General features: G+C 44.6%; 22 protein-coding genes. 10 read left to right on the plus strand and 12 right to left on the minus strand.

Annotated features, from left to right (window positions below; all coding sequences use genetic code 11):
* Positions 1 to 4: 4 nt before the first annotated feature.
* A complete protein-coding gene (locus tag ACLWOR_RS15370; protein WP_413941659.1) occupies positions 5 to 934 on the minus strand; it encodes a ParA family protein in 930 nt (309 codons plus the stop codon).
* A 72-nt stretch (positions 935 to 1,006) separates the two neighbouring features.
* Positions 1,007 to 1,249 carry a hypothetical protein gene (locus ACLWOR_RS15375; protein WP_413941660.1) on the minus strand — a complete coding sequence of 81 codons (243 nt, stop codon included), beginning with the start codon at positions 1,247 to 1,249 and terminating at the stop codon, positions 1,007 to 1,009.
* Positions 1,250 to 1,322: 73 nt separating this feature from the next.
* Between ACLWOR_RS15375 and ACLWOR_RS15380 the strand changes: the two genes are divergently transcribed.
* The 3 genes from ACLWOR_RS15380 (at position 1,323) to ACLWOR_RS15390 (ending at position 3,030) form a co-directional block, all read left to right on the plus strand.
* The gene (locus ACLWOR_RS15380) at positions 1,323 to 1,751 is read left to right on the plus strand and encodes a hypothetical protein (protein ID WP_413941661.1); all 429 of its coding nucleotides are present in this window, start codon (positions 1,323 to 1,325) and stop codon (positions 1,749 to 1,751) included.
* The gene (locus ACLWOR_RS15385; RefSeq protein ID WP_413941662.1) at positions 1,748 to 2,413 is read left to right on the plus strand and encodes an RluA family pseudouridine synthase; all 666 of its coding nucleotides are present in this window, start codon (positions 1,748 to 1,750) and stop codon (positions 2,411 to 2,413) included. Before ACLWOR_RS15380 ends, ACLWOR_RS15385 begins: the two co-directional genes overlap by 4 nt.
* 143 nt (positions 2,414 to 2,556) lie before the next feature.
* Entirely contained in the window at positions 2,557 to 3,030 is a 474-nt protein-coding gene (locus tag ACLWOR_RS15390) for a hypothetical protein (RefSeq protein ID WP_413941664.1), read from the plus strand.
* 95 nt (positions 3,031 to 3,125) lie between these two features.
* Here the strand turns inward: ACLWOR_RS15390 and ACLWOR_RS15395 are convergent, their stop codons facing one another.
* From ACLWOR_RS15395 to ACLWOR_RS15405, 3 genes are all read right to left on the minus strand, one after another.
* Positions 3,126 to 3,908 (minus strand): hypothetical protein, encoded by a 783-nt coding sequence (locus ACLWOR_RS15395; RefSeq protein WP_413941665.1) that lies wholly within the window; start codon positions 3,906 to 3,908, stop codon positions 3,126 to 3,128.
* A gap of 52 nt (positions 3,909 to 3,960) precedes the next feature.
* Complete coding sequence (locus ACLWOR_RS15400) at positions 3,961 to 5,238, minus strand: hypothetical protein (protein ID WP_413941666.1); 1,278 nt, start codon at positions 5,236 to 5,238, stop codon at positions 3,961 to 3,963.
* A gap of 71 nt (positions 5,239 to 5,309) precedes the next feature.
* Complete coding sequence (locus tag ACLWOR_RS15405; RefSeq protein ID WP_413941667.1) at positions 5,310 to 6,539, minus strand: hypothetical protein; 1,230 nt, start codon at positions 6,537 to 6,539, stop codon at positions 5,310 to 5,312.
* 493 nt (positions 6,540 to 7,032) lie between these two features.
* On the opposite strand from ACLWOR_RS15405, the gene ACLWOR_RS15410 reads away from it, so the two are divergent.
* Positions 7,033 to 8,226 (plus strand): lipase maturation factor family protein, encoded by a 1,194-nt coding sequence (locus tag ACLWOR_RS15410; protein ID WP_413941668.1) that lies wholly within the window; start codon positions 7,033 to 7,035, stop codon positions 8,224 to 8,226.
* A gap of 272 nt (positions 8,227 to 8,498) precedes the next feature.
* On the plus strand, positions 8,499 to 9,434 hold the full coding sequence (locus tag ACLWOR_RS15415) for an HNH endonuclease (protein WP_413941669.1): 936 nt from the start codon (positions 8,499 to 8,501) through the stop codon (positions 9,432 to 9,434).
* A 340-nt stretch (positions 9,435 to 9,774) separates the two neighbouring features.
* On the opposite strand, the gene ACLWOR_RS15420 is transcribed toward ACLWOR_RS15415, so the two are convergent.
* From ACLWOR_RS15420 to ACLWOR_RS15440, 5 genes are read right to left on the minus strand one after another with little or no spacing between them, the layout of a single operon-like run.
* Complete coding sequence (locus tag ACLWOR_RS15420) at positions 9,775 to 11,787, minus strand: ATP-dependent helicase (RefSeq protein WP_413941670.1); 2,013 nt, start codon at positions 11,785 to 11,787, stop codon at positions 9,775 to 9,777.
* A gap of 57 nt (positions 11,788 to 11,844) precedes the next feature.
* Positions 11,845 to 12,282, minus strand: coding sequence for a hypothetical protein (locus ACLWOR_RS15425; protein WP_413941671.1), 438 nt, complete (start codon positions 12,280 to 12,282; stop codon positions 11,845 to 11,847).
* Positions 12,283 to 12,300: 18 nt separating this feature from the next.
* Positions 12,301 to 13,236 carry a hypothetical protein gene (locus ACLWOR_RS15430; protein WP_413941672.1) on the minus strand — a complete coding sequence of 312 codons (936 nt, stop codon included), beginning with the start codon at positions 13,234 to 13,236 and terminating at the stop codon, positions 12,301 to 12,303.
* Between the two features lie 8 nt (positions 13,237 to 13,244).
* Positions 13,245 to 14,627 carry a class II fumarate hydratase gene (gene fumC / locus ACLWOR_RS15435; RefSeq protein ID WP_413941673.1) on the minus strand — a complete coding sequence of 461 codons (1,383 nt, stop codon included), beginning with the start codon at positions 14,625 to 14,627 and terminating at the stop codon, positions 13,245 to 13,247.
* Between the two features lie 24 nt (positions 14,628 to 14,651).
* The gene (locus tag ACLWOR_RS15440; protein ID WP_413941674.1) at positions 14,652 to 15,413 is read right to left on the minus strand and encodes an SDR family NAD(P)-dependent oxidoreductase; all 762 of its coding nucleotides are present in this window, start codon (positions 15,411 to 15,413) and stop codon (positions 14,652 to 14,654) included.
* 108 nt (positions 15,414 to 15,521) lie between these two features.
* Between ACLWOR_RS15440 and ACLWOR_RS15445 the strand changes: the two genes are divergently transcribed.
* From ACLWOR_RS15445 to ACLWOR_RS15455, 3 genes are read left to right on the plus strand one after another with little or no spacing between them, the layout of a single operon-like run.
* The gene (locus ACLWOR_RS15445; RefSeq protein WP_413941675.1) at positions 15,522 to 15,914 is read left to right on the plus strand and encodes a YchJ family protein; all 393 of its coding nucleotides are present in this window, start codon (positions 15,522 to 15,524) and stop codon (positions 15,912 to 15,914) included.
* Positions 15,911 to 16,369 (plus strand): EVE domain-containing protein, encoded by a 459-nt coding sequence (locus ACLWOR_RS15450; RefSeq protein ID WP_413941676.1) that lies wholly within the window; start codon positions 15,911 to 15,913, stop codon positions 16,367 to 16,369. The genes ACLWOR_RS15445 and ACLWOR_RS15450 overlap by 4 nt, the downstream gene beginning before the upstream one ends.
* A 4-nt stretch (positions 16,370 to 16,373) precedes the next feature.
* Entirely contained in the window at positions 16,374 to 17,324 is a 951-nt protein-coding gene (locus ACLWOR_RS15455) for a tRNA dihydrouridine synthase (protein WP_413941677.1), read from the plus strand.
* A 6-nt stretch (positions 17,325 to 17,330) separates the two neighbouring features.
* Here the strand turns inward: ACLWOR_RS15455 and ACLWOR_RS15460 are convergent, their stop codons facing one another.
* Positions 17,331 to 19,736 (minus strand): hypothetical protein, encoded by a 2,406-nt coding sequence (locus tag ACLWOR_RS15460; RefSeq protein WP_413941678.1) that lies wholly within the window; start codon positions 19,734 to 19,736, stop codon positions 17,331 to 17,333.
* A 294-nt stretch (positions 19,737 to 20,030) separates the two neighbouring features.
* Between ACLWOR_RS15460 and ACLWOR_RS15465 the strand changes: the two genes are divergently transcribed.
* Positions 20,031 to 20,978: an N-acyl amino acid synthase FeeM domain-containing protein gene (locus ACLWOR_RS15465; protein ID WP_413941679.1), complete on the plus strand. Its 948-nt coding sequence runs from the start codon at positions 20,031 to 20,033 to the stop codon at positions 20,976 to 20,978.
* Positions 20,968 to 22,518 carry an FAD-binding oxidoreductase gene (locus ACLWOR_RS15470; protein ID WP_413941680.1) on the plus strand — a complete coding sequence of 517 codons (1,551 nt, stop codon included), beginning with the start codon at positions 20,968 to 20,970 and terminating at the stop codon, positions 22,516 to 22,518. Before ACLWOR_RS15465 ends, ACLWOR_RS15470 begins: the two co-directional genes overlap by 11 nt.
* Here the strand turns inward: ACLWOR_RS15470 and ACLWOR_RS15475 are convergent.
* Entirely contained in the window at positions 22,515 to 22,868 is a 354-nt protein-coding gene (locus ACLWOR_RS15475) for a hypothetical protein (RefSeq protein ID WP_413941681.1), read from the minus strand. The genes ACLWOR_RS15470 and ACLWOR_RS15475 overlap by 4 nt on opposite strands.
* Positions 22,869 to 22,895 lie beyond the last annotated feature (27 nt).

Below are 22,895 nucleotides of genomic sequence, written 5' to 3' on the forward strand. Positions count from 1 at the left end.
ATCCTCACATGAAGCCTAAGACTTCTCTAGTTACTAAATCATAGTCCGCTTTAACAGGAGACTTACCTGCAAAAAGGCTTTTGCCGGATCGCACGGAGTTTTTAACCTCCGAAGAAGTACGAATATAGCCCTTCATTAATTCATCGGCAAAGGAATCAATACACTTCTGCAAAAGTTCATGACTGGCATTTTCGCGCCCATCAAACTTCGTGAAAAGAATCTTCTTTTGGAACTGAAGATCAAAATCAGCGCGAATGTCCTCGAGTTCTCCTAAGTTCTTTTCAAGACCTAAGATCGCGAATTTATCCGGATTCACAGGCAAAATGACTTCATCCGATGCAATCGTGACGGCCGTGTTCGTCGCACTCAGCGCTGGCGCAGTATCGATCAGAATCAAATCGTAACGATGACGGATTTTCTCCAATGGCCCTTTGATGGCTTGTGCCCAATTTCGATTGGAGTTCATTAAAACTCGATCCATCACCGAGTTATTCAAACTGGAAGGAATCAAGTCCACATGGGGCTCGATAAAACGAACGCATTCTTCGATGTTCTTTTTCTTTTCAACGATATCCACCCAGACCGGCAGACTTTCATCTTCCACTCCGAGGGCGAAACTCAAGTTTGCTTGTTGATCCAAGTCGATAAATAAAACCCGCGCACCATACATCGCCGCACGTAGCCCCATATTCAAGACTGAAGTTGTTTTAGCAACTCCCCCTTTGAGCATTTGTACGGAGACCACTTTTTGCGGGTATTTATACCCTTCGGCTAACAAAGTCGCGCGGACTTCATCGGGCATCAACCATGGAGTTTTGATTTTCTTTTGCAGCGCCAATTCTGCTTTCTCTTTGGCCTTCGGAGGAGAAATGTGAAGAAAGGCAGCCAAATCACTGATCGAAATGCAGAATTCCTGAGTCATTAATTGCGACATGATATCCTCCTGCTCTGAGGAAAAGCCTACAGAGCTGGAAGGTGCAAAGCAAGCCCCTCAGAATGCATAAAGTCATTGCTCAAGATGCATGACTCCCTCTCGCAATTCAGCCTTCACAACATTGACATCATTTTGATAACTCCAGAGTAATTGCTCTCGCAATTTGCGAATTTGCCAGACTTGTTCCGGGGTCAAAGCGCGAAGAGACTCCACCATGCGCATTAGATGATGGTCGGTTTCACGCATAAAATCTCCGTAATCCTGATCATCTTCTTTGTCTAAGAAATCGAGAAATTCTTGAATAGCGGAATTCATGACGTCCCCCACTCGACTCATTCTAAATTGTCTTTGAGTAAAATCAGCAGCTAAGATATTGATAATTAACACCATGGCTCCAGAACTTGCAGTCTCTTACGTAATTGGATGGATTCCTTCTCTGACTTTGACAGGGGTCCATTTTCATTTGCACCGTAAAAAACTAAACTCCTCGGCAACAACTCATTTACAAAAAAATCTGCGCCAAGCAGGACTTTATTGGAACGAAACTGACAGCCGCATTCAGGAATACAAAGAATATTCGGCTGAAAAAGATCGCGCGGCTTCTCGACGTTCCATTACGCTGATGGGAACATTTTCCTTCTTTTTTAGTTGGATTGGGTTTTTCTTTCACCTGTTGATTTTACTTTCGATTCAAGTTTTGGCTGTTTCTCGTCTGGAAAAGGCACTGTATGCGTCTGAACTTGCAGCGCGAGATGTTTCACCGACTGAATTGCAAAGCATTCTGCAAGATCTTCGCGAACGGGATTTAATCAAATGAATTTAGAAATTTTAGCAGAAGGTGATGGCTGGATTGCCGTCAATAAACCAGCAGGCGTCAGTGTTCATAACGATCCTCAAGATGTTTTGCACCTATTAGCGGCCCAACTGAAAGACAAAAAATACCAACAACTGCATTTGGCACATCGTTTGGATAAAGAAACCAGCGGGGTTCTGTTGCTTGCTTTGACTCCTGCATGTGCCAAAGAACTGGCAGGGATCTTTGAGGAACGGGATTGCAAAAAGATCTATCACGCTGTCTTGCGTGGTGGAATGCCAGTCTCAGATTCTTGGCAGGAATGGTCTTGGGCCATCAGCGATAAGGCTGAAGGTCGCCAAAATCCTCAGGGTCTTTCCAAGGATCGCATCGATGCTAAAACACGATTTAAAGTTATTAATGCCAATAAATATTTAAGCTTGATCGAAGTGGAGTTGATGACGGGTCGACAGCATCAGATCCGCAAACATGCTGCCATCGCCAAACACGCCATCATCGGTGACGGTCGTTACAACGATCCGAAATTCAATAAACGAATGGCCGAAATTTACGGTACCGACAGAATGTTTTTACATGCTTCGCGCCTGGATTTATCCCTCGACGGAAAGGCTATTTCCCTCGAAGCACCGCTCCCACAAGAGTTTGTAGCAATCTTTAAAAAATAGCGGGTTTCGTCACCTGTCTATTCGCTAAGCGCGCCTTTTCCCCCCAGGTCCTTTCTTTTGTGTTTAGGGCCCCCTGCCCCCCGGGCAGCTATTTTGCAAATCCCTGAGTCGACACTACTTTATAATCTAAAAGGGAGAGTTTTATGTTTATGAGATCAGCACTTATCGCACTCGTTTTAGTTACAGGCGCATCCATCCAAGCCCATGCAAAATGTGAGGGCCGCTATAGCAGAGACCTGGTAGAGGCTTCTCGCCTCCACGGCATGAAGAACTATTCATTGACTGAGGTTCGAGTTTTTAGCCTCGATACTTTGAGCCTCACGATTGAGCACAACCTTAAGCAATATAACTATGACTCTTTTGGCAAGACTGAAGCTGAAATCCAACACCTTCAGAACATGCAAAAACTTGCCGAAGTGGAAACTAATAAAGGCACTCCCTCTGAAGCTATCTTGGCAGTCTCTGAACGCGCAGGCATGGTGAATGGTCGCGAGAGAAAAATAATGACCTATGACGTGGTCATGGTGAACACAGTTACGTGTGAGCGTATTTCTAATCATTTTTCTTTCGAATATTTCCCAACAGGAAGAACAAGCATTAGTGGCAGAGACTGGTAATCGCGCTGCTATCTTCAACGACGAAGCCCCGAATGTGATTCGGGGGTCGCCGTTGGGTTTAGAGCATTTAGGAATTCGCTAACACTATCTAAAAACTATTTTTTTGAAACTTTATAAGACTTTTTTGAGTTTGCAACATTGCGACCTTTCTTATCTTTCTTCGCAATTTTTGCATTTTTCTTACCACTTTTATTTTTAGCAAGTTTGTCTTTTTTAGCTTTCGAACCTTTTGCTAGTTTCTCCTTTTTCAAAGATTTTTTAGCTAGAAGTTTGGATTTTTTTGATTTCTCCTTTTTTGCGATAGCTTGAGACTTTTTGCCTTTCTTTTCTTTTTTCGCTATTTTTGCAGACTTCTTAGACTTCATTTTCTTTTCAGAGAACGACTGCTTCGGAGTCGACATTACGTATTGTTGTTCTTTTTTAACGTCATCGAAGACTTCAACTTGTGGAGTTTCGATTGGACCTGCCACCATAGATTCTGTTTGCCCAGCATCTGACATTTCAGAGCTTGCAGCCATATCCATTGAAGAAGCAGACGATGTTGATTCCATAGCTGGAGCCATTTCTGCTACTTGAGTTTCTTGATGGTCTAAAGTTAAAGGGGCACTTGCTTGAGCCGACATTGATTCATGATCAACGCTTTCGACAGAATGAGACTCAGCAGGTACTGTCTCTTCAGTAGCTGTCGCAATGGCTTCAGAAGAGGATTCCATTGCATATGGGTCAATGACATCAGCTCCATCACCGCGAGGCGATGATTGGAAGGCAGAATCCGACGACTCGGTTTTCGCTTGTTCTTCCATACCTACGAATTTTTGTAGAGTTGAGCAAGAGATCAGCGACACACTCAGCAAAGACAGTAGTACTACAACTTTCATAATTCCCCCTTTAAACCCATTGTTGATCGAACATGAACCCCAAAAAAACTAACTAATTGCTGATATTCAAGTAACGGAACCACAAGTCGAACATCAAGTGCAGCTCACCATCAGTCGTTTTCACAACGGATTTCATGAGAGTCTTGTTGCCGTAAACGTCGGTTTCTTTAAAGCGGTTGCTGAAGTGCAAGTCGATCAATTCGATTTGCTTTTCATCTAAACCGTAAAGCTCCGAAGCTTGCGCAATACCGTCCAAGTTTCCATCCCTCCACAAGCGAAGTTCGCTGTAAACGGGATCGTGATTCGAGATATAACCGTCTTCATCGATGTCATATTTTGCAAGAGCGGCATAACCGTGCTTTGCATATCTGCCATCGGGACCACGAGTGTTATTCCCGAACATTTCATTAATACCTAACACTTCACCATTTCTATTTGGCTTAACAATGAAGTAGTAATCGTGCTCTTCATTTTTAAACCAAGAAATCTGCTTCTTCGTATGTGCAACTGGGAATGAGCGCTCACCTAAGATGTCGAATTGAACGCCATCTAGAGGTGCTGACAACTCAATACCCTTCGCAACCTTCGCACCCAAGTGAACAATCAGTGGAGACTGACGGTCATCACATGGATCTTCCGGATCAAAAGCCAATCCTTTATTCACACCTTTTGTATTCGCATCGTAAAGAAGCGCATACTTCGGAGTGGAATATTTAGACGACTTCGCTTTCTTATATTTGCTTTGTTCTTGCGACTTGCCGCCCAAAGCAATGTTTCCAGTTGAATCCACGCTGAACTTCAACGGAACCGGGTCGCTTACATTATTCTGAGCGTAAATCAAATTCGCCGCCACATAATCACTGCGTTTCGTATCAACAAGATATGCACGGTACTGTCCGGCAGGCAGTGATCCGCACACCTGTTTCAAAGTGAGAGATTTTTTGTTTAGCACATCTGTGCGATAATCTCCCTGCATTTCACAAACCACATTACCTTGAGCGTTCTCTACAACAAGTTTCAATGCTTCTGTAGAGAGGATATTTGTATTTGCATTTCCAGTTCCGCGGTCTGAGCACACATAAGTGAAAGTCACTGTTGTGCTGTTAGGATCAACTCCAGGATCACGAGGTCCACCGGATGTTGGGTCCTCACCAGGATCTCTCCCGCCACCAGAAGGATCTTCTCCTGGATCGCGACCGAATACTGGAGTATTTTCAACTTCAGCTTTCAGAGCTGAGTCCACACTGAAGTGTGGGCGCGAGCAGTTTTGGTAGGCGAACATCAGAATTACAGATGCAAAGAGGTAGTAGCTTAACTTTGCTAGTTTCATTCTTCCCCCAGGAAGTTAATTAACTTTGTATTCTAACGTTCCCCGACCGTACCGAATTCGCGTCTCGTATCTTACTTACAGTAGTATTCGAAATCGAGTTTTGTACCTTGGATCAAGTCTTTGTTGAAGGCGATCGTCGCACCGTTAAGCACGTAGCTTACAGTCGATGTGATGTCAGCACCTTGTGGACTTGTCACTTTCACTTTGAAGGAAGCCGCGATTGGTTCACACTTCAGAGTGAATTCTTTTTGGTAGTTGATGATCAAGTTTGCGAACAACTCAAGACCAGATGAGTAGTCGTTTTCACAAATCGAGATCAAGCCACCGTTAGTAAGTCTTGAAGCTTTCTGATAGTAAGTACCGATATGGCTTGGCGTACCTACTGCATCTTGCGCGGCCTCACACTGAGCATCGTTGACGATGATCGAGTTGAAAGAGAAGCGGATGCCGTTACCGAAAGTGCTTTTCGCTACCATGACCAATTGTTCTGGCTCATCAGCATAGTAAAGCTGTCTCAAAGAAGTCGCTTCCGTCTCTGGAGATTTCAAGCGAGATTTGATACCAGCGATACTTGATTCATCTTCGTCAGAGATAACGATCACAGAGATCGCAGCACCTGCACGATAACAATCTTTCGATTTTACGTGACCTTTGAATGGAGTATTTGCGATTTTGCCACCAACCATTGAGGCGTAAGCAGCCAAGATACCGCGCTCGTCACCCGACTCTGGCGCACCAGCACCGATTTTGTCGATTGTAGCTTTCACGATAGTATCGATTTGCATTGATGAAAGATTTTGGCTCTTTTTCAATAAATGCTGAGAAGCACCTGTATTGTTAGACCAATCAATTGGATATCCCCAATAGTAATCTTGAGAAGTAGAACCCACCTTTTGGTCGCGCGTGACAGTCACACACATTTGCCAGTCAACTTGAAGTTGGCTGAGTCTGTCAGCGAAACCACCAAGTCTTGCAGCGAGTTTCTTTTGGTCTTCCAACATAGAGCTGGAATCGTCGATCACAAGAAGGAAGTCGACTTGGTTTTTCGCAATATCAACTGACTGTTGATATTTATTGAACAAACCAGTTGGATCATCACCAGGATTACGTGGATCAGAACCATCAGTACCAGGGTCATTACCAGGATCGCGTGGATCTGTGCCTGGGTTGTTACCGTCTGTACCAGAAGTACCTACTCCTGCTGCTTTACTTGCGTCGCTAAATTGCACTTCAGAACAAGCTGTGCCCAAGACAAGAACCAGTAGGCCTAACGACATTTTGAAAGATGTAGACCCGATCATGAATTCCCCCTTTTCTTATGCTCCCCGCATATTCCCTAATGCATTTCTAAGGCCAACTCATAATCAATTTTAAGTGCTAAAGGGAGTGTATGATCTAAACAGTGACTACTGCCTAGTCGAAGGACAACCCGCCAATTCGTTTTCATGTGAGAAAAAACAAGACGGCAATCTACAATTAATACGACATACTAAAACAATGACATGGGAACTGCTTTTCTCATCTGAATACGCTCTCACACGTCTCATTTTCCAACAGGCTCTCGCCTTTATCTATTTAATTGGATTTACGATCGCTCTGATGCAAGGACCTGCCTTGATTGGAGACAATGGACTCTTACCCGCACCACAATATTTAAAGCGTGTTCCTTTTTGGCATTCACCCAGTTTGTTTCATTATCGATACAGCGATGGGTTGTTGCGAGGTGCTTGCTGTCTCGGAATCACTCTCTCACTGTTCGCACTGTCAGGATTCTCACAGGGGTTGGGATTGGGGGTGTCAATCTTTTGTTGGACACTTTTGTGGATGCTCTATTTATCCATCGTCAATATTGGCCAAGAGTTCTACGGGTTTGGCTGGGAGAGTCTTTTATTAGAGTCAGGATTTATCGCGATCTTTTTAGGTGATAATTCTAGTCCCGCGTTTTTACCTTTGATTTGGTTCTATCGTTGGCTGCTGTTTCGTCTGATGTTTGGTGCGGGTTTAATTAAGATCCGTGGTGACAGCTGTTGGAGAGACTACACATGTATGTACTATCATTATGAGTCACAACCAATGCCGGGTCCCACGAGTCGTTTCTTTCATCACTTGCCGAAGTGGTTTCATCGTTTGTCTGTTTTCATTAATCACTTTGTTGAATTGTTTGTGGTGTTCTTTTATTTCGTGCCAGGGCCTTTAGGAGTTGTCGCGGGACTTGCGACTATTGGGTTTCAACTATTAATTATGGCTGGCGGCAATTTCAGCTGGTTGAATGCGATTACTTTGGTTCTTTGCATACCGTGCTTTAATGATACGTTTTTGAGTTCCATCGGTTTTGATCGTTTGCCTGCTCCCGAGGCGCCTTCTTTGTCGTGGTTTGTCGTTTCAGCGGCGTTCTTTGGGTTTCTGCTTTATCGCAGCTATTACCCCTTTTTAAATCTATTCTCAAGACAGCAAGCCATGAATCGCAGCTTTGATCGGTTTCATCTGGTAAATACTTACGGCGCATTTGGCTCCGTCACACGCAATCGTCCTGAAATTATTTTTCAAGGCACAATGGATGCAGAAGTCACTCCACAGACTCGTTGGCTTGAATATGAATTCAAGGGCAAAGTCGGCGATCCCATGAGGAGATCGCCGCAGGTCACACCTTATCACTACAAGTTAGATTGGCAATTGTGGTTCGCAGCGATGTCAGATTATCGCTATAACACCTGGGTTTTAAATATCATTGCAAAGATGCTTAAGGCCGACTCGCAGTTTTTAGGTTTAATCCGCTACGATCCCTTCGACGGCAAACGCCCCCGCTACGTACGCGCTGAGCTCTACATGTACAATTATACTAAACCCGGCGAAAAAGGCTGGTGGAACCGAAGACGAATGTATTCCTATATCCCACCCCTGTCGCTAAACGATGAAGCCTTCAGAGAATTCCTGCGCCAGGAAGGATGGGAAAAGGAGAAAGTCTCTGGGGAGAAAGCGCGTGAATAAACCGCGCTACCAAGAAGCACGACGTCATTCAATAATTTGTAACACAAGAATTTCTTGACGGTATTTTTGTATCTTCAGAACTTCGTCTACCTCGTGCAGAATAAGTTTATGGACCCCCTCGCATACGTAAAATTATCGTCTCTCCGCGAGCGCAATAGAATGGTTAAGCCTTAAGCTATCGACTCATCTCCAGAAGGTCGATCATTTAGAAAATACCTAAAAATTAGCATCTAAAACCTATGGTAGAACCTTTTTAACAAAGGAGATATCAGATGGATCTTTCTAAACTTTCAAATGTTGAATTGGTTGGACGTCTTCAAAAATTAGCTCGTGCAGAACGAAAAATTACGCATCTGATTCTCCTGCATATAAATGAAGTCGAATCTCGCAGACTCTATGCAAAAGCAGGCCGTAACTCGATGTTTAAATATCTAACTAAGGATCTTGGCTATAGCGAAGACAGTGCATATCGCAGACTGAACGCTGCCCGCCTTCTCAAACAAGTTCCTCAAGTTGCAGAAAAACTTGAAGATGGCTCTTTGAATTTGACCCAGCTAACTCAAGTTCAAAAATGCATTCGGGAAGAAGCCAAATCTGGAGGATATGTTACGTCTGAACAAACAATTCAGATTCTGGAACAAGTAGAAAACAAATCGACCTTTGAAACTAAAAAGGTTTTGGCTGTAGAATTCAATCAACCTATTCAAATGCACGAAGTAATTAAACCTCAGCGAGACAATTCGATCCGCGCAGAAATGTCATTTACAGAGGAACAACACCAAGTTATTCATCAGGTTAAAGATCTACTTTCTCATGTAATGCCCGATGGAAATCTTTCGGATCTATTCACTTATCTTGCAAAAAAAGAACTTCAAAGAATCATGGGAAAAGAGTCTGCGACCACAGAAAAGAAAACCCCTACCAAACTTGAAGCAAAGCCTTCGACACCGCGTTTCTTGGCTAAGCGAAAACGCGAAGGGATTCGCATCACTGTTAAGCGAGCTCTTTTGAAGAAGGCAGACAATTGCTGTCAGTTTGTGAATCCAAAGACTCAAGTCAGATGCGATAGTACTTATCAACTTCAGATTGATCATCGTACTCCTGTGGCTTTTGGTGGTGGGAATGAGGTTGAAAACCTAAGAGTTCTTTGTCGTACGCATAACTTACTTGAGGCAGAACGAGTAGGATTGAATAGGAAGATTGATTGATTGATTGATTGGTTTGATTCGCCAGAATTGACGTGCTGTTTCTTGTTAGCGCGAAATCTGAACATGTCCTGCTGCTCTCTGATAAATGAAGTTGAACCGTCCTTGAGTGGCCTTTCTGATGCTCTTCCTGAGCATCAGAGGAATGTATTTGGATTCGATTTTAACTAATTAGATCGGGGATCAATGCTTACTGTTGCGGAGTGCCTCTACTGGGAGATTAATCAAAAAACATGACATCACGTTTCTTGGCAGAGCGGTTGAGCTTGCAAGCTGTTCACGGAGGAGTTTATTTGATCTGAACTAAAGCGGATTAAAAAAACCGAAAGCAAGACTCTAAAATCTACTTAGTAATCTTGCTGTCTAACTTCGACAAGAAACTCGCTACTAAGTCATCGCGTTCTTGGCCGCTGACTGGGCGGGCGCCCAATGGGAATTCTTTGTAGAGTTCTTTTGGGATCTCTAGCAGGAAGCGTGATGGTGTTACGGGTCTTACGACGCCGTTTTTTTTGCGCTGTTGGCAGCGGGACATGACGAGTTTTTTCTTCGCGCGCGTGACACCTACATAGAATAAACGGCGTTCTTCGTCGATGTCGGAGCCTAGGTTTTTATGAGGGAGTAAGTCCTCTTCAAGGCCTGCTAGAATCACAATTGGGAACTCTAAGCCTTTTGAAGCATGCAAGGTCATCAACTGTACTTGGTCTTTGTCTTCTTTGTCCTCGTTCATATCGTCACGCAAAAGCATGGCATCTACGAACGATTTGATACTTTCAACATCATAAGCACGACGACCTAAGAATGAATCGAGGATACGACCCAAAATCTCAACCACTTGCCATTTTTTCTCAGCACTTGTTGGATCCGCAGCTGAAGCAAATACGAATTCGCGGTAGCCAATGTCGCTAAAGATTTCGACCATCTTCGCGCCCGGGGTTGAGCCAACACTGAAATCGAGAATCTTATTTGGCAGTTCTTCGATAAACTTCATCAGATTATCAATCGACTCCCCGGCTTTTTCTTGAACACCGGCATCTCTCCACAAACGACACGCGTCCATGAAGTTGATACGCTTGCTAATTGCAAATTCAGATAATTTTTCAATTGTTGTGTCACCGATGCCGCGAGACGGAACATTGATGATACGACGAAGTGAAACCTCATTCGGAGCCAAGGCTTGTTTTAAGTAAGCCATCAGGTCCTTGATCTCGCGGCGGTCAAAGATCGAAGTACCACCCGAAATGTTGTAGGCGATATTCGCGCGACGCAAAGAAGACTCGATCAAGCCACCTTGAGTGTTCGAACGATACAAGATCGCAAAGTCTTTAAGCTTATGCCCCTGGCGTTGGAAATGATTGATCTCTTGAACGACGAATTCACACTCGTCTTCCTCACGATCCAGGATAAACAACTCAGGCAATTCGCCTGTGGCCTGGGCGGCTTCTGCACGCAGGATTTTACCATGACGGTTTTTATTTTTAGAAATCGCCGCATTGGCAACCGCCAAGATTTCAGCCGAAGAACGATAGTTACGCTCAAGCTTGATTACTTCGCAGTTTTTAAATTCTTTCGGGAAGTTCAGAATATTTTTAACTTCCGCGCCACGCCAGCCGTAAATAGACTGATCATCGTCACCTACAACCGTCAGGTTGTTATGGCCTTTGACGATTTGATGAATCAAATCCATCTGCATGCGGTTCGTATCTTGAAACTCATCGACCATGACTTGCGTAAACATGCCTTGGACTTTCTCTAGAATCTCAGGATTTTCTTTAAATAAGATTAACGGCTTAATTAACAAGCCTTCGAAATCCACAACGCCCAGATGTTCCAGGCGTTTTGAAAACTTCGGTGTCAGAATTTCAACCATCTCATGATATTCATCAAAAGCTTCATTCGCATGAGCCAGGCCCGTACGTTTGTCGTTGATCATGGACAAAATTTTATCGAGGTCGAATTTGTCTTTGCCGGAGTTTTTAATGTCTTTGATAAGGTCTTTAAGAATCGCATTACAGTCACTTTGATCGACGATTCCAAAGTACGGTGACAAGCCAGCCGCTTTATGGAAACGACGGAGGATTTGTAAGCCGAAAGAGTGGAAGGTCCCTGCCCAGAGTCCCTGCCCCGCATTTCCGAGCTTTACGCCCACGCGGTGTTTGAGTTCGCGCGCAGCTTTATTGGTAAAAGTAAGAACGCAGATTTCCTGAGCGCGAGCAACGCGTTCTGAAATTAAACGTCCTGTGCGTGAAACAAGAACCGTCGTCTTGCCAGAACCCGCACCTGCTAAAATGAGCAAAGGCCCGAAGCTATGCTTCACGGCCTTTTGCTGTTCGGGATTTAACCCTTTATACCAATCCATTTATCAAATCACCCTTGCACGGATTCAAGCCACCCCAGGTGAGTGGCCAATTAACAACTAGCGATTGTGAACAAGAGTGCGAACTTCGTCTTCAAACACAACTTCGATTTTGTCGGAAGCCGCGTCTTTAATGAAACCCAAACCAAATTTTGGATGTTGCAACTTTTGGTTTTTCTCGAATTTGTTTTTCATATTGTAAGTCACAGTTTGTGCGCCTTCGTTTGACATCAACATGTCGTACTCATTGCGGTGGCTGGATTTACGTGCGCTCAATGTTTGCTCGCGTTTTGCTTTCGCAGCACCCGTCAAAGGCTTGCCAGTGCGAGTTTGAGCTTTTGGAAGAGAGTAAGTCTTTTGCGAACCGCAAATTTCACATTTGATTTTTGCAGAAGTTGAGCTCGTGTGAGCCAAAACAACGTGATAGCGATCGGCATCACATTTTTTGCAGAAAGCAAAAAAGGATTTCGCAACTGGTGGCAGGGCATTTAAAGACATATTCTCTTCCTATCTTCTCTAGTATTGTTGTTTCAAATTATAAATCATTAGCTTTTCATCTAAATTCTTTTGCGCGATTTCACCCGCGCTCAAGAAAAACGGACCTTCTTGTTTTTCGATTCGATGTTGAAAGCTCAACATGCTTTCTTCACTTTTCGGATCGATGAAGGAACCTGTGGGACCATAATTCTCTAGAAAAGCCAGATCCGGCTCCTTATTGAAAAACTTCTCCCAACAATGTGTATTCACTTGTACGCGATAAGTCACTGTCTTTGCATGAGAGTGCACCGGGGCATAAGCTCCAATGACCTCTAAGTGGCCATAATGCGAATGAAGCTTCAATGCCGGGCTCCCCCATTGGGTCATACCAGAACACTGTTCTACGTTAGCATACCATAGACCAAAAGCCTTCGACAAAAATCCCAGACCGTAAAACTGCTGTTCTTTCGGCAAAAGTGAATTGATAGAGCATAAATTGTGCGCCACCCACTCCCCACGATGCATCGTTGGAATGATAATAAAGAGCGACAACGGAACCCAGTCCATTTCATCAAGAGATTTGACCTCTTTTAGAACGCTAGAAGTTTTAATTGGTGAATTTGTTGCTGGAAATTTCACTGGGTCCAAAGCCGCACGAGCTTCTTTGCTTAAAGCTGACGGACGAGCGGCAAAACCGGCAACAAACCCTGGCATCACAGCGCAATCATAGAAAACCCAACGAGGCATTGCCATGTTCGATGGACCGAAAGCTCGTTCTTCCAGGGAATAAATACGATCGGCAAAGGCAATTTCACGAATATCGAGAGGATCTTTGAAAATAGGTTGATGTTTTTGAAACCAATCTAAGCGATGTGCGGATCCTGGTTGTGCGATTTGATTTTCTTCTCGCACGAAGACGTAAGGGCGAATATCATCGCTCTCCATCCAGGTCGCTTTGCTCAAAAGTGGGTTCATCAGGGCTCCTAGTTTCCTACCATTGTTTCCGGTCTTACGATTCTATCAAATTCTTCGCCAGAAAGGAGTCCAAGATTGATAGCTTCTTCGCGCAGTGTTGTGCCGTTTTTATGGGCAGTTTTGGCGATTTTAGCGGCATTATCATAGCCAATATGAGGATTCAGCGCTGTTACGAGCATCAAAGAGTGATCCAGATGCTTTTTGATTTGATCTTTTCGCGCCTCAATGCCCACCACACAGTGATCAGTGAAGGATTCGCAGGCATCGGCTAGCAAACGAACCGAATTGAGCACATTAAAAACAATAAGTGGTTTAAAAACGTTCAACTCAAAGTGCCCGTTTGAGCCCCCGATACTGACCGCAACGTTATTTCCCATGACCTGGGCACAGACCATAGTCATAGCCTCACTCTGAGTCGGATTTACTTTTCCAGGCATAATCGAACTGCCAGGCTCATTTTCGGGCAAATGAAGCTCGCCAAAACCACTGCGAGGTCCAGAACCCAGCAAGCGGATATCGTTCGCAATCTTCATCAAAGACACCGCAACTGAGTTGAGTGCGCCACTGACTTCAACCAAAGCATCATGAGTGGCTAGAGCTTCAAATTTATTTTCAGCAGAGACAAACGGAATGCGTGTTTCAAGGGCTATTGCTTTCGCCGCATCCACGGCAAAATTTTTGTGCGTGTTGAGTCCGGTTCCGACAGCCGTTCCTCCCAACGCCAATTCGTGCAAATGCCCCAGGGTATTTTTCACTCTTTGAATTGCATGTTTCATTTGCGTGGAATAGCCAGAGAATTCTTGGCCGAGCGTGAGTGGCGTTGCGTCCATCAAATGCGTGCGCCCAATTTTAACGATGTCTTTGAATTCGCGCTGCTTATGAACCAAAGCCGCGTGGAGTTTTTCCATCATCGGAATCAAGCGGTGATGAATTTGTTCGGCCACTGCAATATGCATCGCTGTCGGAAAAGTATCGTTCGACGATTGTCCTTTGTTCACATCATCATTGGGATGAATTTCTTTACTCGGAAGTTTAATGCCCATAATATCCATCGCACGGTTCGCGATGACTTCGTTGGCATTCATGTTCGTTTGAGTTCCCGACCCCGTCTGCCACACCACGAGAGGAAAATGCGCATCCAGTTTTCCTGCAATCACTTCGTCGGCTGCTTGCACAATCACTTTGGTTTTTTGCGCATCTAAAAGCCCCAGTTGATTGTTCGTCAGAGCCGCGCACTTTTTAAGAATTCCCAAAGCGCGAATCATCTCGCGTGGAAAACGATCACCACCGATACGAAAATTTTGTGTGGATCTTTGCGTCTGTGCGCCCCAGAACTTATCGGCTGGAACTTGCACCTCACCCATGGTGTCTTTTTCGATACGGAAACTCATAGCTGTCCTCCTCAGATTGGAAGCTTATCCTTTTCGTGCCACTTGGCCTACGTGGGCTTGATCAGTTGGATAAATAACAAGTTCTTGAATATTCACGTGAGCTGGACGCGACACGCACCACGCAATTGTTTCAGCGATATCTTTCGCTTCAAGCGGGGTCATACCTTCGTAAACTTTGTCAGCCTTTTGTTTGTCTTCTAAACGCACGAGTGAAAATTCCGTATTGACCATGCCCGGCTCAATATTTGTCACACGAATCTTACTGCCCAACAAATCCATGCGCAGGCCTTCTGACAAAGCACGCACCGCAAATTTGCTAGCGCAATAAACTCCTCCACCTGGATAAGTCCAACGCCCCGCTACGGACCCAAGATTCACGATGTGACCTGAATTTCTTTGCAACATGAGAGGCAACAAAGCGCGAGTCATGAACAACAAACCTTTGATGTTCGTATCAATCATGACCTCCCAATCATCCAGATTGGCGTCTTGCATTTTTTCAATACCCTTGGCAAGCCCTGCATTGTTTACAAGAACTTCCACTTTTTCGAGGCGACTTTTTTGTTCTTTGATGAACTCACTGACTTCAAAACGGTCCGAAACGTCAAACGTGGCACCTTGAAATTGCACCGTCGGAGCAGTTTTTGTGAGATGTTTTTTAAGTTGATCCAATCGTTCGGGGCGACGGCCTGTCGCTAAAATCGAATAGCCTTGTTTTGCCAGCGATTCACAGGTCGCCCAACCAATTCCAGAGGTCGCCCCCGTTACTAATGCCCATTTTTCCATACTCACCTCACCCATCAGTTTAAGGCCAAAACCCGAGGGATGCACGACGCATTATCCATCACACTCTGCGTTGCAAATTAGACCTCTTTCCCTTACAACTGGTTCCCTATGAAATGCCCTTGCGGATCGAACCAATCTTACGAACTTTGTTGCGGCCTTTATCACTCAGGAAAGGCATCAGCGCCAACCGCTGAAGCTTTGATGCGCTCACGCTACTCAGCATTTGCGAAAAATCAAATGGAGTACTTGCGCGAAACAACAGACCCTCAAACTCTCGATAAAATCGACGAAGAGGCCAACCAAGAATGGGCCGATCGCGCCAAATTCCTGCGCCTAGAAATTTTAAATGCGTCAGAAAATGGAACTAAGGGCACCGTTGAATTTAAAGCTTTCTATTCCGTTGATGACGAAGAATACGTTCATCACGAAGTCAGCACCTTCCGCAAACAGGCTGGCGAATGGTTCTTTAAATCCGGCAAAGTGAAAGAGGCGAAAAAATGAAATATTGGTTGATGAAATCAGAGCCTGACGTTTTTTCTTTGGACCAACTTAAAAAAGATAAAACAACTTGGTGGGAAGGTGTGCGCAACTACCAAGCTCGTAACTTTATGATGAAAGACATGCAGGTCGGCGACCTTGTTTTGTTCTATCACTCAAATGCCGAACCATCTGGTGTTGCCGGACTTGCTCGCGTGAGTCATGCAGCAGCTCCTGACAAAGCCCAATTCGATAAAAAATCAGAATATTTTGACCCAAAAGCCACAAAAGAAAAACCAATCTGGTTCTGTGTCGAAGTTGAATACGTAGATACTTTTAAACACTTTATTAGCCTGGCTGATTTGCGTGAGGCTAAAGGTGTTAGCGATATGCTTGTTTTGCAAAAAGGTTCTCGCTTGTCAGTTCAACCTGTCGATAAAAAGCATTTTGATATCGTAAAAAAATTGGGTGGGCTCTAGTCGCATGAAACTGTTCTTGGCTCCGATGGAAGGTGTTGTTGATTGGGTGATGAGAGATACTCTCACACAGATCGGTGGCATTGACCAATGTGTGACCGAGTTCTTACGCGTGACAGACAAGCTTCATCCCGAAAGTGTTTTCTATAAAAATTGTCCAGAGCTTAAAACTGGATCGCGCACGCGTGCTGGAACTCCGGTATTTGTTCAGTTACTCGGTGGCCAAGCCGAACCTTTGGCCTTAAATGCTCAACGTGCGGTGAAACTGGGCGCCTTGGGTGTGGATTTAAATTTCGGCTGCCCTGCTAAAACCGTGAATCGTCACGACGGTGGCGCTGCTATTTTAAAATCTTGCGATCGTGTTCACACCATTGTGGATACGGTTCGTAAAGCAGTCCCTGCGCACATACCAGTCACTGCAAAAATCCGTTTGGGTTTTGATGACCCTACCCGCTGTATTGAAATCGCAGAGGCCGTTCAGGCAGCCAATGCGACTTGGCTGACAATCCATTGTCGTACAAAAACTGATGGCTACAAACCACCAGCATATTGGGAATGGATCCCTCGCATTAAAGAAACCGTCGGCATGAAAATCATCGCCAATGGCGAAATCTGGAATGTTGCTGATTTTCATCGCTGTGTGGAAGTCACTCAATGCGAAGACTACATGGTCGGCCGAGGTGTCCTGAGTAATCCGTTTATTTTTAAACAGATCAAACAGAGCCTTCAGCAAGAAACCGTCGAAGAAATGAATTGGCTGCGTGCGAAGCCATTGCTGCCAAAATTCTTTGAAGCCAGCACTATGTACATCAACGACTACTTCGCAGTCTCCCGTACAAAACAGTGGCTGAAAGCTTTGTCTTTGAAAAATGCCGAAGCCAAAGAGGTCTTCGACCAAATCAAAATCCTTAAAAAACCAACTGAGTTCCGCGAAAATCTAGAAAAAATCTGCCAGTAATCAATCTTACCAGCCGCCCTCTTGGAGAGGCGTATAGGCGCCTTTCGGGCCTTTGCTCCCCAAATCCGCGTTGAGATTTTGCAAAGCTTTTCTGAAATACTCTTGGATAAGCTTCTTTTCGTTTTTGCTTAATCGAATCGAATTGGCAGTTCCAACAAGCAAGTCCACAGGCCCGCGCCCAAGTTCCTTTGTGTTCATATCTGCCGCAAATGTGATTCCCTTTAATCTGCTTGGCTCCATCACACCCGATAGTGATTTCCGTAAATTCTTTTCGATATTTTCTCCGTGAGTCGTGAGCATGGTGCGAGTCGTACCATCTTTGATGCCCTCATTAACAAAGGCCATGCGGAATTTTCCCGTGTACTGGGTATTCGCCAAATTACTCACGATTTTTGCTTTCTCTTGCTTGGTAAGAGCACTTCGGGCGACAACCACGCAATCATCTCCAGAGCAAACGGTCTGGACTTTGCTGGGTGGAAGGCTCTGATTAACGACGTCCTCAAACATTTTTTTCTGTTCTTTAAATGCCTCGGTCACTTGCTGTTCTGCCGTTCTGGTTTCATCAAGAACTTTTTCCAATCGCTTACTCTTTGACAGAGCTTCTGCTGTTGCTTTCATATTCAAAGCCCCCATACCAATCATGTCTGCCGAAATTCCTCCGTGAACAGCATCTTCAAGAGTTGCAAATTCCCGTGCCTCGATCCAAATCCCTGGCGAGAACTCATCGACTTTTTTGACGTATCTTTCCAATTTTTTGACGGTGCCATCAGGTAGACTCTGTAAACCAAATCTCTGCTTAAGTTCCTTTTTCATTTTCTCTGTGTTGCCATAGTTTTTTCGAACGATGTCAAAGGCGTCTTCGTGCATTGTCTTGCCAGAAATAATAGATGTATCTTTCAAATCATGGCGGAGAGCTATACGATCGCGCTCAACTGATTCCACCTTACCGGACATTTGAGTCTGGAGATCCGGATTTGAAAAGGATTGAAGAGTGTTACTATCTTGAGTGCGGGAGTAACGAGCCGCTAGATTGGATTGATCGGCTGAGTTTCCTATACCGCCGCGAAACCATTCCCCAGCCGCGTCTTCTTGGCGAATGATATTTTCTTTTTTCAGAGTGGCCACAAACTCATCGTTCGTTTCTTTAAAAATTCTTTCCAGGTGTTTATCTAAATCTTTTGGCAGGTTTCCAGAGAAAGCAAGACGAGATGATTTGAAATCAGAATAGCGTTCGACCTTCATTCCCGGGAACTGTTGTTCGAGCGTTTTGATTTTATCGAAGAAGAGTTCTTTTTGATAATTCGTTAAACTTGTCACCAAATTTTTGTCTTGGACAGTATCGTTCAATTTTTTCATCACGCTGTTTTCAACGTCAACAAACACTGTTTTCGGGGAAGCCCCATTTTTAGCCGCCGAGATCCAATTGATATTTTCCTGACGACTCGTTGGTGAATAGGACATGTACCTATTCACAAATGCTTGTCGCGCCGTTTTTTGCGCGCGTAATGCCTGCACACCGGCTTCTCCAGATCTGGCATAAGCTGCTGCTTCTTCGGTTCTGATCAGGGACCGAGCTGCTACGGCAGCTCGCCCCGCTTTTGCGAAGTACCCGACGGCCAAGGTTGGGTCGAGCACCATACCGATGGCATAACACTCCATTTCTTCTCGAGCGAGCGGATGATAACATGCGTATTTGGTGTATTGGTTTTTGATTTTTTCTTTTGCGATGGCTGCAAGCTGTGACAATTTGAACCGAGCTTCAACGGGCATATCCAAATCATCTTGAGGCCTTTGCGAAATCGGAACATAAGCAGGATGCCGCACTCTTTCCAATGATGACTTGTAAGCCTTCATATCACGGCTTTCCACATATAAGAAATCAGCGGTGTAATGTTCTAGCTTTTCATCGGAAAGATTATTGTAGCGATGGTCATCCTTCACTAGATCGCGCTTACATAAAAGTGACTTATTGCATTCCTTTAAAAACGCGGCACGTTCTTGGCTATTGGTTTTTACTTTCTCCCAACTGTCAGCAACAAGATCTTTTAATGACAGACTCATGTCTTTGAGAGCAACGCCGGCGTCGATGAGGGAATTTTTGTATCCACGCAGGCAAGCCTTATCTTTGTTAGTCGTAATGCTGCCAGCCTCTATTTTCATATAATCTTGTTCTTGGCGGCAGAGCGAGTCGCCATCACACTTACGCATCAAGGGTGCGAGTTCTGGATTTTTTTCTGCCAGCTCCGCACAACCCAAAGATTGAACTTCAGATTCACAGCTTATTTTAGCGAGGTCAAATTTTTGTGCGAGTTGCGGAGAACATTTAAGCTGATCACTGCAATAAAGCTGAATGGTAAGACGGTCGATATCATACGCCCGAGCGACAGGAACATACAGAAGGATAATAAACAAGAACCACTTCAGAAAAACCTCTATACCTATATACTTTTCGGTGGTTTTCTTGCAGAAAGTGAAGATTTTCAAATGGAAGCCTCAGGAATTTTTAGGGTTCATCCCACACTCGTTCGACCAAATTAGAATGTATCCCATGTACTCGAACCAATTTGAGATGAACTTCCTTGCGGCTGAAGGATTTCGACGGACTGGAGAAGTTCTAGACGGGCTTTTTCCTTTTTTCTTCGCCCCCGCTTTTGTCCAAAACCAGTCGGGAAAAATGGTAAAACTTTGTTTACTTTCGGGGTTTCAATGTCTGGTAAAAGCTGGCTTAAACAAAGTCGACGTTACTTGCGGTCGACAGCATTTAATTTACTCCCTTCTTTTCTCGCTCATCGCGTGATTCGAAATACTTTAAACCTCAATGTGCCATCCAAGAACTCAACGCTCACTTTCGAAGTGGTTTCAACTCTTGAAGACCTTCGCGCCGCATTGGCTTTGCTGCAAAATAATTTTGAAAAAGAAGGTTATGCCGATAAAACTGCCAGTGGCGTTCGTTTAACTCCCTATCACCTCCTCCCCGAAACAGTGGTGATTGTGGCAAAAGAATTTGGTCGCGTCATTGCGACGATTTCCGTGATTCCTCGAACATCCTTTGGTGTGCCGCTTGATTCAAGTTTTGAACTCGGGGGCTTTATCACAGGTAAAGAGAAAATTGTCGAAGTATCGGCTCTAGCGGTTGATTCAGCTTCGGCAGGTCAACGGGGCGAAGTTCTGTATAACCTGATGAAGTTCATGTATCACTGCAATGTCGATGTCTTGGGGGCTGAAGTTGAAGTCATTGGTGTGAATCCCAAAATGGTTCCGCTGTACGAAGCGATTTTGTTATTCAACCGCATTCCCGGAACTTCGAAATCTGAATACGATTTCGTCCGTGGTGCTCCCGTTATTCCGATGACTTTTGATCTACGTACAGCAACTGAGGAGTTCGCCAAGGTTTATGGCAATAAACCAGCACATCTGAACCTTTTAGATTTTTTTAGAATACCTCCGCCACCGCACTTCCGTATTCCTGAAAAATCCGCACTCAAAACTCTACTCCCTCAACTTCGAGCGAAAGATTTAAAAACGATCTTGAGTTGGGAGCCGGCATTTTTCGGACAACTCAGTCAAGTCCAAAAGGAAAACTTGGAGCGTCTCTACTCGATTTATCCAGAATGCCTGTCGGTCTTAAAAGAAAGTGCAGCGTATGCAAAGTAAGACCCATGATTTTTTAAATTCACTAAAGACTCAAGGTCTCTCCGCGATTATCGCAGATGAGTCTTTGCTCGCCGACGTTAAAAACAATGTCGGATCCTTTGAGCGAACCGTACCTGCGATTTTAAAAGTTTCAACGAAAGAACAAGTCGATGTGATTGTTAAAGCAGCCAATCAACACAAGGTGGCGCTTTTCCCTTTTTCCATCGGAAAAAATTGGGGCTATGGCTCTAAGCTCCCAACACAAAGTGACAGTGTTCTTTTAGATCTATCAGCCTTAAATAAAATTATTTCAATCGACGAGGAGCAAGGCCTTGCGCATATCGAGCCTGGCGTCACCCAAGCTCAGCTCTCCCAAGAACTCTTGCATAGAAAAAGTAAGTATTATGTCGACGTCACAGGCTCCGGTGCCGACACGAGTATTTTGGGGAACTCTCTTGAAAGAGGCATTGCTTATCAAGGCATTCGCGCGACACAAATCACACACCTTGAGGTTTTGCTCGGCAATGGCACTCTTCTCAACACAGGATTTGGAGATTATCCGACTCCGGTTTTAAAGGGGCTTTACTCGTATGGTCTGGGTCCTTCTCTCGACGGACTCTTTTTCCAATCCAGTTTCGGTGTTGTTTTACAAGGCGCGATCAAACTCAATTTACGGCCGGAAAAGTCTTACGCGCTTAGCTTATCTGTTAACAATGAAAGACTCTCTGAATTGATCAATAGCCTCACCGAACTTCGTCGCAACGGGACCATTCAAGGAATTCCCCACGTTGCAAATCGCGAACGCACTGTTTCTACATTTATTCCGCTACTTCAAGAAAAAGATCCGTCTCTGACCGCGGAGAAAGCTCGCGAGATCTTGGGTCGCGCAATCACTGGCGACTGGGCCTTGACGGTATCTGTTGGGGGACCTGCTGCTTTAGCTGACGTTCGACTTCAAGAAGTGAAAAAGAAATTGAAACCACTTGGAAGGATTTTCGTTCAATCACTTCAGAACAACAGTTTCAAAAGTAAAATGCAGTCCCTCTTGATTTCTCTATTTGCCAGTACCGAACAAAAATCTGTCTTAGCAGCTGCTGAAAAACTGCGTGGCCTTCACCATGGACAGGCTTCAAACGCAGGCGTGCAGTTTCTTATGCAAAATGGAAATGTTGATACAAGCAAAGAAGGATTTCTGCTGTGCACTCCGCTGGCTCCTCTTACGGGGACTTCGGCACAAATGTATTTGGATACTTTAAATGCGCACGCGCAGAAATATCCGGTCAAACTTGCGATGACTTTAAATATTATCACAGAACAAATTCTTGAAGCGGTGATCAGCGTGCATTTTAATCGCGAAGACGCGCAGGAAGTTGAACAAGCTCACGCGTGCGTCAGATCTTTGACGGAAAGTTTTAGTTCGCGTGGCTATTATCCTTATCGAGTCAATATTGACCAAATCAAAGATTTTACGGGAATGCCGGTTCCGCACTGGGACCTTGTCAGAAAAATCAAATCCGTTCTTGATCCCAACGGCATTATCGCACCAGGACGCTACAATTAAGCGGTTTCCGTTGTTTCTGTTTTGGCGGTTTGCGGTTGAACCCGCACCGTTTCTTTGATTTGCGCTAAACGCTTTTCATAATAGCCCCGGTGAGCCGCAGGAGCTTGCTCAGAAAGTAATAAAGCTTCCATATACTCTTGCTCTTCATGAGTCATTTGAAAGAGTCTTGCAATATCATGCGCCTTATAGACAGAAAGGTTGCGGGTTCCTTTCATAATCATTTTAAACATCGGCCCACTCAGTTCAAATTGAGCAGCGAAAGTTGCCAATGTCATACCTCGGATTTTTTCGTGACGAAAACGATCGCTTAAAAATTCTCTAACTGACTGATAGGCAAATATGTTTTTCATAAACCGTACTCCCGGTGTTTCCCAGAA

It is taken from the genome of Bdellovibrio sp. HCB2-146 (genome assembly GCF_047345725.1).
Taxonomy (GTDB): domain Bacteria; phylum Bdellovibrionota; class Bdellovibrionia; order Bdellovibrionales; family Bdellovibrionaceae; genus Bdellovibrio.